Below are 16,645 nucleotides of genomic sequence, written 5' to 3'. Positions count from 1 at the left end.
TGTTTAAGCCTCGTCGTCGTCTTCAGAATCATCAGCCTCGTCTTCTACGATTTCGTCTTCATCTTCTTCGTCTTCTTCCACTACACCATCGTCTTCAAGAACCTCCAGAACAGGTTTTACTCTTTCAATTGTTTCGGCCTGAATAACGTTTCCTTCTTCGTCAACTACCACTTCCTCTTCATCGTCTTTCATCACTTTAGCAACAGCGGCAATGGAATCATTTCCTTTAAGATTAATTAATTTAACCCCTTGAGTAGCTCTTCCCATCACACGTAAATCTTCGATAGCCATTCTGATAGTCAATCCTGATTTATTAATAATCATTAAATCATCGGCATCCGTAACAGCACTAATCGATATTAATTTACCTGTTTTTTCAGTAATATTCAAAGTTTTTACACCTTTTCCTCCACGATTTGTAATTCGGTACACATCTTCCCCATCTTCATCTACTAATTTAGTACGTTTTCCGTATCCATTTTCAGTAACTACTAAGATTTGAGACTCAGTAATATTTTCCTTATCAACAGTAACCATACCAATTACTTCATCAGTCTCATCTTTTAATGTAATTCCACGAACTCCAGAAGCTGTTCTTCCCATTGGACGTGTTTTAGTTTCTTCAAAACGAACTAATTTACCAGATTTAACTGCTAAGATAATTTGGCTTTCACCATTTGTTAATTCAGCACCTAATAATTCATCACCTTCTTTAATCGTAATTGCAGCAACTCCGTTAACTCTAGGTTTAGAATATTTCTCTAAAGAAGTTTTCTTAACCTGTCCTTGCTTAGTTACCATTACTAAGTTGTGTGTCTTAATATAGTCTTGATCTTTTAAATCCTGCGTACAAATAAATGCTTTTACTTTATCGTCACTTTCTATATTAATCAAGTTCTGGATAGCTCTACCCTTAGCTGTTTTACTTCCTTCAGGTATTTCATAAACACGCATCCAGAAACATTTTCCTTTTTGGGTAAAGAACATCATATATTGATGGTTTGTTGCCACAAACATGTGCTCTAAGAAATCCTGATCTCTCGTTCCAGCACTTTTTTGTCCAACTCCACCTCTATTCTGAGTTTTATATTCTGTCAAATTGGTACGTTTGATATAACCAGCATGCGAAATAGTAATTACCACATTTTCATCTGCAATTAAATCTTCAATACTAACATCTCCTCCAGAATATTCAATTTGAGAACGACGAGCATCTCCATATTTATCACGAATTTCTTCTAATTCTTCTTTAATTAAATTCGTTCTTAAGTTTACATCCTCTAATAAAGCTTTCAAATGATCAATTAATTTCATCAATTCCTCATACTCAGCTCTTAACTTGTCTTGCTCCAGACCTGTTAATTGACGCAAACGCATTTCAACAATAGCTCTTGCCTGAATATCAGAAAGTTTGAATCTTTCAATTAATTTTTCACGAGCTTCTTCGGTGTTTTTAGAACCTCTGATTAATGCAATTACTTCGTCAATATTATCTGAAGCTATGATTAAACCTTCTAAAATATGCGCTCTTTCTTCTGCTTTACGCAACTCAAATCGAGTTCTACGAATCACTACATCATGACGGTGTTCTACAAAATAATGAATCAAATCTTTTAGATTCAACATCTGTGGACGTCCATTTACCAATGCAATATTATTTACACTGAAAGAAGATTGTAATTGTGTAAACTTATATAATGTATTCAAAACTACGTTAGGCGTTGCATCACGTTTTAAAATATAAACGATACGCATACCGTTTCTATCCGATTCATCACGAATATTAACAATTCCTTCAATCTTTTTCTCATTAACTAAATCAGCAGTACGTTTAATCATATCTGCTTTGTTAACTTGATAAGGGATTTCGGTAACAACAATACATTCTCTTCCTTCTACTTCTTCAAAAGTGACTTTAGCACGCATTACTACACGACCTCTACCTGTTTTAAAAGCTTCACGAACACCTTCGTATCCATAAATCACACCTCCTGTTGGGAAATCAGGTGCTTTAATATGTGTCATTAACTCATCGATTTCAATTTCATTGTTATCAATATAAGCTAATGTTCCGTTAATTACTTCTGTAAGGTTATGTGGTGGCATATTGGTAGCCATACCTACTGCAATACCTGTAGCTCCATTTACTAATAAGGTAGGGACACGCGTTGGCATCACTTTTGGTTCATACAAAGTATCGTCAAAGTTCAATTGAAAATCAACTGTTTCTTTTTCGATGTCCGCCATAATTTCTTCTGAAATTTTGCGCATTCTAGCCTCGGTATAACGCATAGCTGCCGGGCTATCGCCATCTACAGAACCAAAGTTACCTTGACCATCAACTAATAAATAACGCATACTCCACTCTTGTGCCATACGCACCATAGCATCGTAAACTGAAGTATCTCCGTGTGGGTGATACTTTCCTAAAACTTCCCCGACAATTCTTGCGGATTTTTTATGAGCAGATCTTGAAGTTACTCCCAAATCATACATTCCATAAAGTACTCTTCGATGTACTGGTTTCAAGCCATCTCTAACATCTGGAAGCGCTCTGGATACAATTACCGACATTGAATAGTCAATGTAAGCTGATTTCATTTCATCTTCTATGTTAATAGGAATTAACTTTTCTCCTTCAGACATAAGTTGTTATATTAAATAATTATATTCGTTTCAAAACGTGCCAATATACGGATTTTTGAAATTTTTGAAAGCTTTTCAGCATACTAATTTCAAAGATTTATTAACAAATTAACATTGGCTTTTGTTTAATAAAATAAAGACAAAACCAAGCTTTTTTCTCTTTTTTTTCGTCAATTAGCTGACATAAGTACTTAGGTACGGTTTTTGTTTTTCAAATAGTAATTCACTAAATTTACAGATACTAGAAATAAATATTATGGATGACAATTTTTCACCAAGAGTAAAAGATGTTATTACCTACAGTAAAGAAGAAGCTTTACGACTAGGTCATGACTTCATTGGGACAGAACACTTGATGCTTGGTATCCTTAGAGATGGTAATGGTAAAGCAATACAGATATTAAACAATTTATCCATTGACTTAGATCATTTGCGTAGAAAGGTAGAAATCCTAAGCCCTGCAATCCCAGGAATAGATAGTAATTTAGAAAAGAAAAACCTGCATTTGACACGTCAGGCGGAGCGTGCTTTGAAAACTACTTTTCTAGAAGCTAAAGTCTTTCAGAGTCCATCTGTTAGTACAGCTCACCTATTGCTATGTATTTTAAGAAACGAAAATGATCCTACAACCAAGCTATTGAATAAACTAAAAATAGATTATGATGTAGCTAAAGAACAATATCTAAATATGACACCAAACGAAGAAGAATTCTTAGAAAACTTACCGAGAGCTACAGACTCTTACAACGACGATTTAGGACAAGATGACAGTTTAAAAGAAGGCAATTTCAATAATCCAGCCAATAAGTCCAATAAAAAATCTAAAACTCCGGTTTTAGACAATTTTGGTAGAGATTTAACCGAAATGGCCGAAGAAGGAAAACTAGACCCTGTTGTAGGACGCGAAAAAGAAATTGAACGTGTTTGCCAAATCTTAAGCCGTCGTAAAAAGAACAACCCATTATTAATTGGAGAACCAGGAGTTGGAAAATCAGCCATTGCCGAAGGTTTAGCTTTGCGTATTATCCAAAAGAAAGTGTCTCGCATTCTTTTCAACAAACGTGTTGTGACTTTGGATTTAGCAAGTTTAGTTGCCGGAACAAAATACAGAGGACAATTTGAAGAACGCATGAAAGCCGTTATGAACGAGTTAGAAAAAAATGACGACATCATTCTTTTCATTGATGAAATCCACACCATTGTTGGTGCAGGCGGAGCTACAGGTTCTTTAGATGCTTCTAATATGTTCAAACCAGCCTTGGCTAGAGGTGAAATCCAATGTATTGGTGCCACAACTCTTGATGAGTACAGACAATATATTGAAAAAGACGGTGCCTTAGAAAGACGTTTTCAAAAAATCATTGTTGAACCTACTTCTGTAGAAGAAACAATCACTATTTTGAACAATGTAAAAAACAAATACGAAGACCACCACAATGTCACTTATACACAAGAAGCTATTGAAGCCTGTGTAAAATTAACCAACCGATATATGTCGGAGCGTTTTTTACCAGACAAAGCTATTGATGCTATGGACGAAGCTGGTTCTCGTGTGCACATTACCAACATTGAAGTTCCTAAGAAAATATTAGACCTAGAGCGTCAATTAGAAGACATCAGAGAATTAAAAAACGCTGTTGTTAAAAAACAAAAATACGAGGAAGCCGCTAAACTTAGAGATGATGAAAAACGTCTTGAAAAAGACTTAGCTGTTGCGCAAGAACAATGGGAAGAAGATGCTAAAAGTAACCGAATCCAAGTAACGGAAGACAATGTTGCCGATGTAGTTTCTATGATGACTGGAATCCCAGTAAATCGTATTGCGCAAACAGAAAGCAACAAATTAGCGAAGTTACCAGAACTTATAGAAAGTAAAGTAATTGGTCAAAATGAAGCCGTGGTAAAAATTGCCCGTTCTATCCAAAGAAACCGTGCTGGATTGAAAGATCCAAATCGTCCTATTGGTTCTTTTATTTTCTTAGGACAAACAGGAGTTGGAAAAACACAATTAGCTAAAGTTTTAGCCAAAGAATTATTCGATTCTGAAGATGCTTTAGTACGTATTGACATGAGTGAATACATGGAAAAATTTGCTATTTCTCGCTTAATTGGAGCACCTCCAGGATACGTAGGTTACGAAGAAGGAGGACAATTGACCGAAAAAGTTCGCAGAAAACCATACGCAGTTGTGCTTTTGGATGAAATCGAAAAAGCACATCCAGATGTTTTCAACATGTTGCTACAAGTGTTAGACGATGGATTCTTAACCGATAGTTTAGGTAGAAAAATCGATTTCAAAAACACCATTATCATCATGACTTCTAATGTAGGAGCCAGACAATTGAAAGATTTTGGTCAGGGAGTTGGTTTTGGAACCGCTGCTAAAGTGGCTCAAGCAGATGACAATTCAAAAAGCATCATTGAAAACGCTTTAAAGAAAACATTTGCACCGGAATTCTTAAACCGTATTGATGATGTTATTGTTTTCAACGCTTTAGAGAAAAAAGATATTGATTTAATTATTGAAATCGAATTGAAAAAATTATATGCAAGAATCTCTGATTTAGGTTATAATTTAAAACTTTCAGATAAAGCAAAAGCTTTTATTGCTGAAAAAGGTTTCGACAAGCAGTTTGGAGCAAGACCTCTTAAAAGAGCAATTCAAAAGTATGTTGAAGATACCCTTGCAGAAGAAATCATCACTTCAAAAATTACAGCTGGTGACGAAATCTTTATGGATATTGAAGATGGCACTCAAGAATTAACTGTGAAAATTCACAAAACTGGAGAAGCAACTAATTTATAAAATTGCCAACCTTTTCATAACTAAACCCGTTACGTTTTAATAACCTAACGGGTTTATTCTTTTAACATAATTTCCTTTTAATTCCATAACAAATAACTACATTTGGCGTTTTTACAAAAGTAATTTAATACACTAAAAATCAAAATGAATAAAGTTGTCGTAGGTAGCGAAGAATGGTGTTCTTTCCCCGAATTAGGAATTCCAACCATAAAAGCCAGAGTTGATTCAGGTGCAAAAACTTCTGCCCTACACGCTATCAATATTGCTCCATTTATAAAAAATGAAAGCAACTGGGTTAAATTTGATATTAATCCTATTCAAAATAATTCTAAGACTATCATACATTGCGAAGCACCTTTAATCGATAAAAGAATTGTAAAAAGTTCCAGCGGTTTTAGAGAACAACGCTATGTTATTCAAACTAATCTGAAAATCGGCGAAACAACCTGGCCCATTGAAATGACTCTAACCAATAGAGACACCATGGGGTTTCGTATGCTTTTAGGCCGAGAGGCTATGAGCGGAAGAATCCTTGTAGACCCAGAACAACAATTTCTATTAGGACAACCATCAGTTGACACTTTAAAAGAGATATATAAAGATTCTGAAAAAGCACCAAGCGGTTTACGTATAGGTCTGCTTGCCAGCAATCCCGAATTATACAGCAATAAAAGAATCATGGAAGCAGGAGAAATGCGTGGACACGAAATGCATTTCTTAAACATCAAAGAATGCTACATGAAACTGGACGCTAAAAAACCAGAAATCCATTATCGTGGCGGAAAAATCCTGAATGAATTTGACGCCATAATACCTAGAATTCGTCCCAGCATTACCTTTTACGGCTGCGCTTTAACCAGACAATTTGAAGCCTTAAATGTTTTTTGCTTGAACTCTTCAACAGCAATCACACAATCCAGAGACAAACTTTTTTCATTACAATTATTATTGCATAGCGGAATAGGAATTCCTACCACAGGATTTGCTAATTCTCCTTTAGATACAGATGACTTAATAAAAATGGTTGGTGGTTCTCCACTAATCATCAAATTATTAGAAGGAACTCAAGGAAAAGGAGTTGTACTTGCCGAAACTAAAAAAGCTGCCGAAAGTGTTATCAACGCTTTCAAAAGCCTAAATGCCAATATATTAGTACAAGAATTCATCAAAGAAGCCGACGGAAAAGATTTGCGTTTGTTTGTCGTAGATGGAAAAGTAGTTGCTACCATTCAACGTGAAGCAATGCCTGGCGAATTTAGAGCTAACATTCACCTTGGCGGAACAGCATCTGTCATAAAAGCTACTCCAGAAGAAAAAAAGATAGCTGTTAAGGCCGCAAAAGCCATGGACCTTAAAGTAGCTGGTGTAGATATTATTCGTTCTTCTAAAGGCCCCTTATTGCTTGAGGTAAACTCTTCACCTGGTCTAGAAGGAATTGAAACAGCAACTAATAAAGATATTGCAGGCGAAATGATTAAAGCAATAGAGAAGAATTTTAAATCAAACAATAAATTTTAAGCCGAAACTACAATAAAAACTATGGAAAGCAGCGCTAATAGCAGCCCTGCATAATTTAGTTTTGACAATTTTTCTTTAAAAACAAAAATCCCTACTATACTTCCTAAAAGGATAACCCCCATATTCATCCCTGCAAAAACAGTTGATGGATTAGTTGAAAAAGCTTGATGTGCTTTCAAATAAAATAAAATATTCCCAAAATTAAATCCACCTACTAAAAAACCACAAACTAGGTTTTTACTATTAAAAAGAACTTTCTTTACCAGAATTTCATACAGCACTATCACCAACATAAAAACAAAGGCAATACCAAAAACAACAAACAAAGAAGTAGTATAAGAAACAGCGGTAAAAGCAGCAACTTTTTTAAACAAAATATCAATTGTTCCAAATCCAAAAAAAACCAAAACAGGATATTTCAAATCTGATTTTACAACATCAGCAGTTTTATTCAAGACACAAAACAAAGCTAAAAAACCAATTAGAATCCCTATAATTTTAGTTACAGAAAACACTTCTTTAAAAAGTAACCAAGCTGCCAAAATAGAAACAAACAAAGACAATCTTTGAGCAGCATCAGTCTTTACAATGCCTATATTTTTAATGGTAGCAATCAAAAATAAAAAAACAACTGGCAACAAAACACCTAAACTGCTATAAAGTAAAAAAGGAGCATCAGTTGTGACTGAATAAACATCAGGCACAAAAACCACATAACAAAGTAATAATGCAAAAAAATAATTAAACAATACAACTTGCTTGGCATTAGTAGACCACTTACGTGCAATTTTAAAAATCACACCCACGGAAACACTGCAAAAAATACTTAATAATAAGAATAACATACCTCCTTTAATTAAACAAAAAAAGACTGCTTTCGTTTTAGAAAAGCACTCAAAAAAACAAAAGCCATCCGACGCGTCGGATGGCTTTTTATAGATAAACTATTTTATAAGAAAATTTTCAATAGATAATAACATATCGCTGCTAAAAGTGCCGAAATAGGAATAGTTAAAATCCATGCCCAAATCAAGCTTACCGTTACTCCCCATCTAACTGCAGACACACGTTTTGTTAATCCAACACCAATGATAGAACCTGTAATGGTATGTGTTGTACTTACAGGAATATGCAAATGCTCTGTAAAATACAAGGTTAAAGCACCCGCTGTTTCAGCTGCAACTCCTTCAAAAGAAGTTACTTTAGTAATTTTTGACCCCATTGTTTTTACAATTTTCCAACCACCACTCAAAGTTCCTGCTGCAATAGCAGAATAACATGCAAGCGGAATCCATTCTGGCATAATTCCAGGAGTTTCTCCATCAGGCAAAGCTACTTTTAACCAACTTGGCATGGACTCTAATGGCACACCTTCTTTATTAATATAAACAATAACAGCTGCCGCTATAATTCCCATTACTTTTTGAGAATCGTTACCACCATGTCCTAAACTAAATGCTGCTGAAGACAACAATTGCATCTTTTTTAGCATTTTCTCTGATTGATGATGACTCAAACTACTAAAAAATAAACAAAACGTACTTACTGACAATACAATGAAACCAACTAAAAACCATTTGATATTATGTGGTTCCAAAGCTATGCTCCAAAAATGAGATTCAAATCTTGGCTTTTCAATATCAGTAGTTACCATTGTGTTTACAAACCAAATAGTAGCAAGCATCAAGGCTACCGTAAAAATCTTTGGATAAATACTTTTTCTAGCTGCATTTAGCAACCAAATAGAAATTAAATATGACGCAATTGCTCCTACTAATGGCGCTAATACAATAAATGCAATAATAATAACTACTCCAGATGGTAATCCTCCTGGTTTTCCCGGATCATACCAGTTTACAATATTATACCAATGCCTGGTAATAGATACACCATCTTCTACTACTGTATAATCTGAAAAACCGTGCATATAAACAGCATGTGCAACAGCTGCACCAGCAAATCCTCCAATCAAAGTATGAGAAGAACTCGACGGTATCCCTAACCACCAAGTCAATAAGTTCCAACAAATTGCAGCAATAACACCCGCTAAAATCACGACTAAGTTAATATCGATCGTGTGCGCTGTTTTTGCCACTGTATCAGCCACTCCAAAACCAAAAACCCAATAGGCTAAGAAATTAAAAAAAGCAGCCCAAAGCACTGCTTGAAATGGAGTTAGCACTTTTGTAGCAACTACCGTTGCAATAGCATTAGCAGCATCATGAAAACCGTTTATGTAATCAAAAATAAGTGCTAAAACTATAATTGTTATAAGTAAAGTCATAGGTTATTACTTCAAAGAATAAATTAAATTTAAGAATGTTTAACCGAAATAGATTCTAAAACACTCGCTACGCTTTTACATTTGTCAGTAGCTGATTCCAGAATTGATAATACTTCTTTGTATTTAATAATGTTCTTAGCGTCTGTTTCATTTTCAAAAATTTCAAAAACAGCTTTGTTATACACATTGTCTGATTTGTTTTCCAACTTAGAAATCTTAGCACAAGCCGCTTTAATTTTATGAGCATTTTTAAAATCTCTCAATTCTTTTACCGCAGTTTCTATATTTTGACAAGCTTCAAGATTAATCTCTGTCAATTTTCTAATTGATTTAGTAATCTTATCCACTTGATACAAACGCATGATACTTGAAGCACCGTGTAAACGATCGGCTACGTTATCAATAGAAGTAATTAAAGAGTGAATATCTTCTCGGTCAAAAGGAGTAATAAAGTTTTTACTCAATTCTAAATTAGTCTGACGCGTAATATCCTCACCTCTTTGTTCTAATTCGTCGATTTTTTGAAAAAGCACTTCTCTCTCTTTCAATGGAAGGTTTACAGCTTCGTGCAAGTTAGAAGCCAACTCAATTAAGTTACTAGATGCTTCTTCAAAAAGTGGGAAGAATTTTTTATCCTTCGGTACTAAAAATTGGAAAATACTGTTTAATGACATTTTTTACTTTATTTTTTAGAAAGCAAAAATACTTTTTTTTATTTCATGTTAAAGTCATTTTAAAAATTAATAAGCTATTAACAGACTTTTTTTTTAGCTCTATATTATTTTTTTAATAGAAATCAACCAAAATAAGAGTACTTTACTTTTTATATACCACATTAAAACTATAAATCTAAAAAAACGACAAACTTGATTGCCGAATTCTGAAAAATAAAAAACACTCATTGGAACAAAAAAAACACTGTCCATTAAATCCAAAAAAACTTTTTACTGGTTCCTCTAAGACAAACAAATCAAAATTTCTTAAAATTAAGTCTTATTATTTTCACAAAAAACAGATTATTTCAAAAAATTTAAAGCAGAATCACTATAATTAAAAGCAGTAAAAACATATATTTGCTTTTTTTTTACAATTATTCACAAAAACCAAATAAAGGTTTTTGCTTTTTATAAAAAACTGTATTTTTGGGAACTCTTATGAAAGACAACAGAATTAAATATCAATCTCCGATAGCAACTCAAATTTGGGTTTCAATTTCTGTTACAACTACTACTACCCCTTAGGGGTATTCACTATTACATATAATCCTGATTGATACATACTTTTTTATTAGAAGAAAGGTGTTGGGTGTATATAAAGTATTGCATTTTTAAAATAAAACAAACAAAATGAAAGTATTAAAATTTGGCGGAACTTCGGTTGCCAATGCAAAAAATATAAAACTAGTTCTAGATATTGTTCTCAACAAAGCTAAAAATGATAAACTAATTGTAGTTGTTTCTGCTCTTAGCAAAGTAACCGATTTATTGCAATTAGCAGCTTCAAAAGCAGCTTCAAATGACGAAACCTACAAAGATATCGTTGCTGAAATCGAGAAAAAACACTTAGACGCTTTAAAAGAATTAATTCCTGTAAGCGAACAAAGCAGTTTATTAAGCCACATTAAAAGAATCATCAATCATTTAGAAACTATCTTGGACGGTTGTTTCCTTTTGGGCGAATTATCAGCAAGAACATCAGATACTATTTTAAGTTTTGGCGAATTACTTTCATCTTATATTATTGCCGAAGCTTTAAAACAAAACCTAAAAAATAGCAGCTACAAAGACAGCCGCGAGTTGATTAAAACCAACAACAATTACGGAAAAGCAGCTGTAAACTTTGACGTAACAAATGCATTGACTACTGCATTTTTTAATGCTAATGAATCTCAAGTTGTTGTAATGCCTGGTTTTATTGCTTCTTCTGTAGACGAGATCAACACTACTTTAGGTCGCGGTGGATCCGATTATACTGCTGCTATTTTAGCAGGAGCATTAAACGCCAGCGAACTGGAAATCTGGACTGACGTAAACGGAATGTTTACTGCAAACCCAAAAATTGTAAAACAAGCTCAGCCTATTGCTACTATTTCATACCAAGAGGCAATGGAATTGTCGCATTTTGGTGCCAAAGTTTTATATCCGCCAACTATTCAGCCGGTTTTAACAAAAAACATTCCAATTCATATCAAAAATACTTTTGAACCAAATGCAGAAGGAACTTTTATTTCTGATGTTTCTACTTCAAATGGAAATCCAGTAAGAGGAATTAGCCATATTGAAAACATTACTTTGGTAACTCTTGAAGGACCAGGAATGATTGGAGTTTCAGGTTCATCTAAAAGATTGTTCGAAGTATTATCACAAGAAAGCATTAATGTAATTTTTATTACTCAAGCCTCTTCAGAACATTCTATCTGTATCGGAATCTTGAATAGCGACGCTGATTTGGCCGAAAATGCCATCAACAAAGCTTTTGAAATCGAAATTGCCCAAAACAAAATCGATCCATGTATTGTAGAGAAAAACTTGTGCATCATTGCATTGGTTGGAGAAAATATGAAAAACCACCAAGGATTAAGCGGAAGAATGTTTAGTACTCTGGGTAAAAATAACGTAAACATCAGAGCAATTGCTCAAGGTGCTTCGGAGCGAAACATCTCAGCTGTAATTAATGAAAGAGACGTTAAGAAAGCCTTGAATACCTTGCACGAAAATTTCTTTGAAGAAAATACCAAACAATTGAACCTGTTTGTAATGGGTGTGGGTAATGTAGGGGAAAAATTTATCGAGCAAATCCACCAGCAAAAGAAATTCTTAAAAGAAAATCTAAAAATCAACGTTCGCGTCATTGCTATGTCTAATTCTAGAAAAATGCATTTTGATGATGACGGAATAGATTTGGATGCTTGGCAAGAAGTTGTTGCAAATGGTGAAACAGCAAACAAAGAATTATTTATTGAAAAAGTAGCGGCCTTAAATTTACGCAACTCTATTTTTGTAGATATTACTGCTAATGCTGATGTAGCGGCTACTTACGAACACTTCTTAAAACAAAGTGTAGGTGTGGTTACTTGTAACAAAATTGCCTGTGCTTCGGCTTACGACAATTACAAAAAACTGAAAAAATTATCTCGTCAATACAATGCGCCATTCTTGTTTGAAACTAATGTTGGTGCAGGATTACCAATTATTGATACGGTTAAAAACTTAATTGCATCAGGAGATAAAGTACATAAGATTCAAGCGGTTTTATCCGGAAGTTTAAACTTTATCTTTAACAATTTCGACAAAGACAATTCGTTTCATGATGTGGTTAAAGAAGCTGGAGTTCAAGGTTTCACAGAACCAGATCCAAAAATTGACTTAAGTGGAATTGACGTAGCCAGAAAAATCCTGATTTTAATTCGCGAAAGCGGTTACAAAATGGAAATTGAAGATATTGAAAACCAAGCTTTCCTTCCAGCGAAATGTATGGCGACAGCTAATAACGAAGAATTTTTCAAATCATTGATTGAATATAACAGTCATTTTGAAGGTATTTTGGCGGAAGCCATTGCAAAAGACAGTAGATTGAAATTTGTGGCTCAATTTGAAAATGGAAAAGCTAGCGTAGGCCTGCAATTCATCCCGAAAGACCATCCGTTCTACAACTTAGAAGGAAAAGACAATATCGTTTTATTCTTTACAGACCGTTATGTGGACCAACCTTTATTAATTAAAGGGGCTGGTGCTGGAGCTGCGGTTACTGCTTCGGGAATTTTTGCCGATGTAATTAGAATTGGAAATGTATAATTTAGTTGAAAGTTATTAGTTGAGGGTTGATAGCTAAAAAATCAACCGACAACCAACAACTGACAACCCACAACATAAATTTATGAATGAAGTAAAAGTATTTTGCCCTGCAACTATTGCCAACCTTTCCTGTGGATTTGACGTTCTAGGATTGTGTTTGGATAATGTAGGTGACGAAATGATTGTTCGAAAAACGACTGAAAAAGGCGTTCGTATCACTAAAATCGAGGGAGCTAATTTACCTTTGGAAGCAGAAAAAAACGTTGCCGGAGTAGCTTTATTAGCGATGCTGGAAGAAGTTGATCCCGATTTTGGTTTCGAAATTGAAATATACAAATACATCAAAGCAGGAAGCGGAATTGGAAGTTCAGCGGCTAGTTCGGCTGGAGCCGTTTTTGCTGCCAACGAATTATTAGGCAATCCATTTACCCGAAAAGAATTGGTGAAATTTGCCATGCAAGGGGAAAAACTAGCTTCGGGAAATGCCCATGCTGATAATGTTGCCCCTGCCCTTTTGGGAGGTTTTACTTTGGTAAGAAGCTCCAATCCTTTGGATATTATCAAAATTGACAGTCCAGACGAATTGTATGCTACGGTAATTCATCCACAAATTGAATTAAAAACTTCTGATGCCCGTTCGGTACTAAAACAAACCGTTTCTCTAAAAAGCGCTATTACGCAATGGGGAAATGTTGGTGGATTAGTAGCGGGATTGTACACGCAGGATTACGAATTAATCGGGCGTTCCTTGCATGACGAAATTGTAGAGCCATTGCGAAGCGTATTGATTCCCGGTTTTGATTTAATCAAACAATCCGCTTTAGAAAACGGTGCTTTAGGTTCAGGAATATCCGGTTCCGGTCCTTCTATTTTTGCTTTAAGCAGAGGGGCAGCCACCGCCGAAAAAATCGCCAAAGGCATGAGCAAAGTCTACGACACCATGAATTTACCTTATGAAATTCATGTGTGTAAAGTGAATGATACAGGAATGAGAGTTCTTTAAAAAGTAGTTTAGTCCCGAGTACTTAGTCCTTAGAAATATTAATAAAACTAAGGACTAAGGACTAAGGACTATAAATCTTTTAAAGACTAAGGACTAAAAAACTAAGAACTAAAAAAATGAAATATTACAGTTTAAACCATAACGCACCTAAAGTTTCTTTTCAAGAAGCCGTAATACAAGGATTAGCAGCCGATAAAGGATTGTATTTTCCGGAGAGCATCACGCCGCTTCCGCAATCTTTTTTTGATAATATTGAAAATTTAAGCCACGAAGAAATTGCTTTTGAAGCGATTCAACAATTTGTGGGTGACGAAATCCCAACGGAAACCCTAAAACAAATCATTGCCGAAACATTATGCTTTGATTTCCCGGTTGTTCCTGTAGAAAACGGAATCTATTCTTTGGAATTATTCCACGGCCCAACGATGGCGTTTAAGGACGTTGGAGCGCGTTTTATGTCGCGTTGTCTGGGTTATTTCAACAAAGACAAAAAAGACAATACCAATACCGTTTTGGTAGCGACTTCTGGAGATACAGGAGGTGCTGTTGCAAGTGGTTTTCTTGGAGTTCAAGGAGTTGAAGTGGTTATTTTATACCCTTCCGGAAAAGTAAGCGACATTCAGGAAAGACAATTAACTACGCTGGGACAAAACATCAAAGCACTGGAAGTTGACGGCGTTTTTGACGATTGCCAAGACATGGTAAAAAAAGCGTTTTTGGACGAAAGCTTGAAACATAAAAACCTGACTTCGGCTAACTCGATTAATATTGCACGTTGGTTACCACAGATGTTCTACTTTCTGTTTGCTTACAAAGCCTTGAAAGGACAAAACAAACCATTAGTATTTTCTTGCCCAAGTGGGAATTTCGGAAATATTTGTGCGGGTATCATCGCCAAGAAAATGGGATTAAACATTGAGCATTTTGTTGCGGCTACCAATGTAAATGATACGGTGCCAAGATTTTTAGTAAACGGGATTTATGATCCAAAAGCTTCTATTGCAACCATTTCTAATGCAATGGACGTAGGAAACCCAAGTAACTTTATCCGTATTCAGGAAATGTATGGCAACGATTTAGAGCAGTTCAAAAAAGATTTTTCTTCTTATACTTATACTGACGAAGAAACGCTGGCAGCTATGAAAACCATTTACAACACCGATGGTTACATTGCCGAACCACACGGAGCAGTAGGTTATTTAGGACTGAAAAAAGAATTGCGAAACTATCCTAATGCTATTGGAGTTTTCTTAGAAACGGCACACCCTATCAAGTTTTTAGATGTGGTAGAACCTGCTTTAGGAGTGACTTTACCGATTCCTGCGCAAATTGAAAGCGTATTAAACAAAGAAAAAGTAAGCACAAAAATTAAAACTTACGACGAATTGAAAGCGTTTTTAAATTAAGCTTTCAAAATCCAAATATAGAAACGGCTAAGGAGTAATCTTTAGCCGTTTTTTATTTGGGCGTGCCCCAGTCTCGTCAAAAAAAGACGAGACTGGGTCGGGCTTTCGGCTATATCTCTCCGTTACACTTCGAGGATGCCGCCTTGATCCCTCACTCAGTCCCTGCATAGCAGAAAATTTAGAATTGACATTGGTATTAAAACAGATTAAGTACAAAAAGTTTACAGCAAATCAAAAGTCCTTTTGATGATTTGTAATGAAATATCTATATATTTGATAAAAAATAAAATATGAAAGTTGTCAGACCTATCCACCCAATAATAGAGTGATAGGTCTGATTTTATAAGACATATATACTAGTTAGCACCAATTTTATGTACGAGACACTTGACAATATTAGAGTAAACGACAGACAATCTTTCATTAAGTTTCTTGACTTACTGCACAAGGACTTTATAGATAATCCTGAAAGTTGGGAAAACAAAAATCTTCCAGACTTTCTAGAAGCATTGAGTGCTTATGCAAACGACATACAAGGTTATTACGACAACACAAAGCAAAATAAAAGCGCTGACAAACCAGACTGGGCAACATTCGCAGACATTATTTCAGGAGCCAAAATTTACGAATAACCGAAATGAAACAAGACTTTGAATTTTTCAAGACAACAATGCCAGATAGTCGAAAAGCTGACTTCTATTTAGGTTGCCTTGACGGTTGCGTGTTTCTCGACTTCAATTACACGACAGAAAAACGTATTGACTTATGTAGAATTTCATTTGACGGATATGGTTGTTGTAATCTTGATTTTAAAGCAAAATGCATAGACGACCAATTATCGAAGGACTTTGTTGAACAAATTAGTAAGGAGAACTTAGACCAAGAAAAAATCACAAAGATTGTTTTAGAACTAATTCGGTTGAATAAAGACAATATTTGGACAGACGCACTTGAAGAATATAATTTAATTGACAAACAATGAAAAAAACTGGTGCTAACAGGCGTTTGGCAAAAAAGCGGGTTCAGTGCTTAAATGAAGCTTGGTGCTTCGTAACAAGTTCAGTGCTGGCAGACAGTTCAGTGCATCGAAATCCGCTTCTTCGCCAAGCGCCAAAACGTCAGGCTGTGAAAAAACCTCTTTTTTTCTTTAAAACCTCCCAATTTTCATAATCTACAACCCAAATAAAG

The 16,645-nt window shown here is 35.0% G+C and carries 11 protein-coding genes; 7 read left to right on the top strand and 4 right to left on the bottom strand.

What is annotated here, in order from left to right:
* Positions 1-3: 3 nt before the first annotated feature.
* The gene (gyrA, locus tag AC4FRF_RS15475) at positions 4-2,646 is read right to left on the bottom strand and encodes a DNA gyrase subunit A (RefSeq protein WP_491160825.1); all 2,643 of its coding nucleotides are present in this window, start codon (positions 2,644-2,646) and stop codon (positions 4-6) included.
* A gap of 256 nt (positions 2,647-2,902) precedes the next feature.
* Between gyrA and AC4FRF_RS15470 the strand changes: the two genes are divergently transcribed.
* Entirely contained in the window at positions 2,903-5,452 is a 2,550-nt protein-coding gene (locus tag AC4FRF_RS15470; RefSeq protein ID WP_491160824.1) for an ATP-dependent Clp protease ATP-binding subunit, read from the top strand.
* Between the two features lie 144 nt (positions 5,453-5,596).
* Entirely contained in the window at positions 5,597-6,970 is a 1,374-nt protein-coding gene (gene rimK / locus AC4FRF_RS15465; RefSeq protein ID WP_491160822.1) for a 30S ribosomal protein S6--L-glutamate ligase, read from the top strand.
* Here rimK and AC4FRF_RS15460 read toward each other — a convergent pair.
* From AC4FRF_RS15460 to AC4FRF_RS15450, 3 genes are all read right to left on the bottom strand, one after another.
* Positions 6,967-7,815 (bottom strand): EamA family transporter, encoded by an 849-nt coding sequence (locus AC4FRF_RS15460; RefSeq protein WP_491160820.1) that lies wholly within the window; start codon positions 7,813-7,815, stop codon positions 6,967-6,969. The genes rimK and AC4FRF_RS15460 overlap by 4 nt on opposite strands.
* A 104-nt stretch (positions 7,816-7,919) precedes the next feature.
* A complete protein-coding gene (locus AC4FRF_RS15455; protein ID WP_491160818.1) occupies positions 7,920-9,254 on the bottom strand; it encodes an inorganic phosphate transporter in 1,335 nt (444 codons plus the stop codon).
* A 29-nt stretch (positions 9,255-9,283) separates the two neighbouring features.
* On the bottom strand, positions 9,284-9,928 hold the full coding sequence (locus AC4FRF_RS15450) for a DUF47 domain-containing protein (RefSeq protein WP_491160816.1): 645 nt from the start codon (positions 9,926-9,928) through the stop codon (positions 9,284-9,286).
* A gap of 672 nt (positions 9,929-10,600) precedes the next feature.
* Here AC4FRF_RS15450 and thrA point away from each other — a divergent pair.
* The 5 genes from thrA (at position 10,601) to AC4FRF_RS15425 (ending at position 16,439) form a co-directional block, all read left to right on the top strand.
* Positions 10,601-13,048, top strand: a complete 2,448-nt coding sequence (gene thrA, locus AC4FRF_RS15445; RefSeq protein ID WP_491160814.1) for a bifunctional aspartate kinase/homoserine dehydrogenase I — start codon at positions 10,601-10,603, stop codon at positions 13,046-13,048.
* An 82-nt stretch (positions 13,049-13,130) separates the two neighbouring features.
* Positions 13,131-14,051, top strand: coding sequence for a homoserine kinase (locus AC4FRF_RS15440; protein WP_491160812.1), 921 nt, complete (start codon positions 13,131-13,133; stop codon positions 14,049-14,051).
* A 116-nt stretch (positions 14,052-14,167) separates the two neighbouring features.
* Positions 14,168-15,457 carry a threonine synthase gene (gene thrC, locus AC4FRF_RS15435; protein ID WP_491160810.1) on the top strand — a complete coding sequence of 430 codons (1,290 nt, stop codon included), beginning with the start codon at positions 14,168-14,170 and terminating at the stop codon, positions 15,455-15,457.
* Positions 15,458-15,831: 374 nt separating this feature from the next.
* Positions 15,832-16,089, top strand: coding sequence for a DUF7660 family protein (locus tag AC4FRF_RS15430; RefSeq protein WP_491160808.1), 258 nt, complete (start codon positions 15,832-15,834; stop codon positions 16,087-16,089).
* 38 nt (positions 16,090-16,127) lie between these two features.
* Positions 16,128-16,439, top strand: a complete 312-nt coding sequence (locus tag AC4FRF_RS15425; protein ID WP_491160806.1) for a hypothetical protein — start codon at positions 16,128-16,130, stop codon at positions 16,437-16,439.
* The last annotated feature ends 206 nt before the right edge of the window (positions 16,440-16,645 follow it).

Source organism: Flavobacterium sp. ST-158 (assembly GCF_058309975.1).
The sequence above is the reverse complement of the archived record's forward strand: the minus strand, read 5'-3'. Positions and strand labels throughout refer to the sequence as shown.

Bases quoted from the DNA above. Each gene is read 5' to 3' on its own strand.
- AC4FRF_RS15440 (WP_491160812.1), top strand. From the start codon at position 13,131: ATGAATGAAGTAAAAGTATTTTGCCCTGCAACTATTGCCAACCTTTCC.
- rimK (WP_491160822.1), top strand. From the start codon at position 5,597: ATGAATAAAGTTGTCGTAGGTAGCGAAGAATGGTGTTCTTTCCCCGAA.
- thrA (WP_491160814.1), top strand. From the start codon at position 10,601: ATGAAAGTATTAAAATTTGGCGGAACTTCGGTTGCCAATGCAAAAAAT.
- AC4FRF_RS15460 (WP_491160820.1), bottom strand. From the start codon at position 7,815: ATGTTATTCTTATTATTAAGTATTTTTTGCAGTGTTTCCGTGGGTGTG.
- AC4FRF_RS15470 (WP_491160824.1), top strand. From the start codon at position 2,903: ATGGATGACAATTTTTCACCAAGAGTAAAAGATGTTATTACCTACAGT.
- thrC (WP_491160810.1), top strand. From the start codon at position 14,168: ATGAAATATTACAGTTTAAACCATAACGCACCTAAAGTTTCTTTTCAA.
- AC4FRF_RS15450 (WP_491160816.1), bottom strand. From the start codon at position 9,928: ATGTCATTAAACAGTATTTTCCAATTTTTAGTACCGAAGGATAAAAAA.
- AC4FRF_RS15425 (WP_491160806.1), top strand. From the start codon at position 16,128: ATGCCAGATAGTCGAAAAGCTGACTTCTATTTAGGTTGCCTTGACGGT.
- gyrA (WP_491160825.1), bottom strand. From the start codon at position 2,646: ATGTCTGAAGGAGAAAAGTTAATTCCTATTAACATAGAAGATGAAATG.
- AC4FRF_RS15455 (WP_491160818.1), bottom strand. From the start codon at position 9,254: ATGACTTTACTTATAACAATTATAGTTTTAGCACTTATTTTTGATTAC.
- AC4FRF_RS15430 (WP_491160808.1), top strand. From the start codon at position 15,832: ATGTACGAGACACTTGACAATATTAGAGTAAACGACAGACAATCTTTC.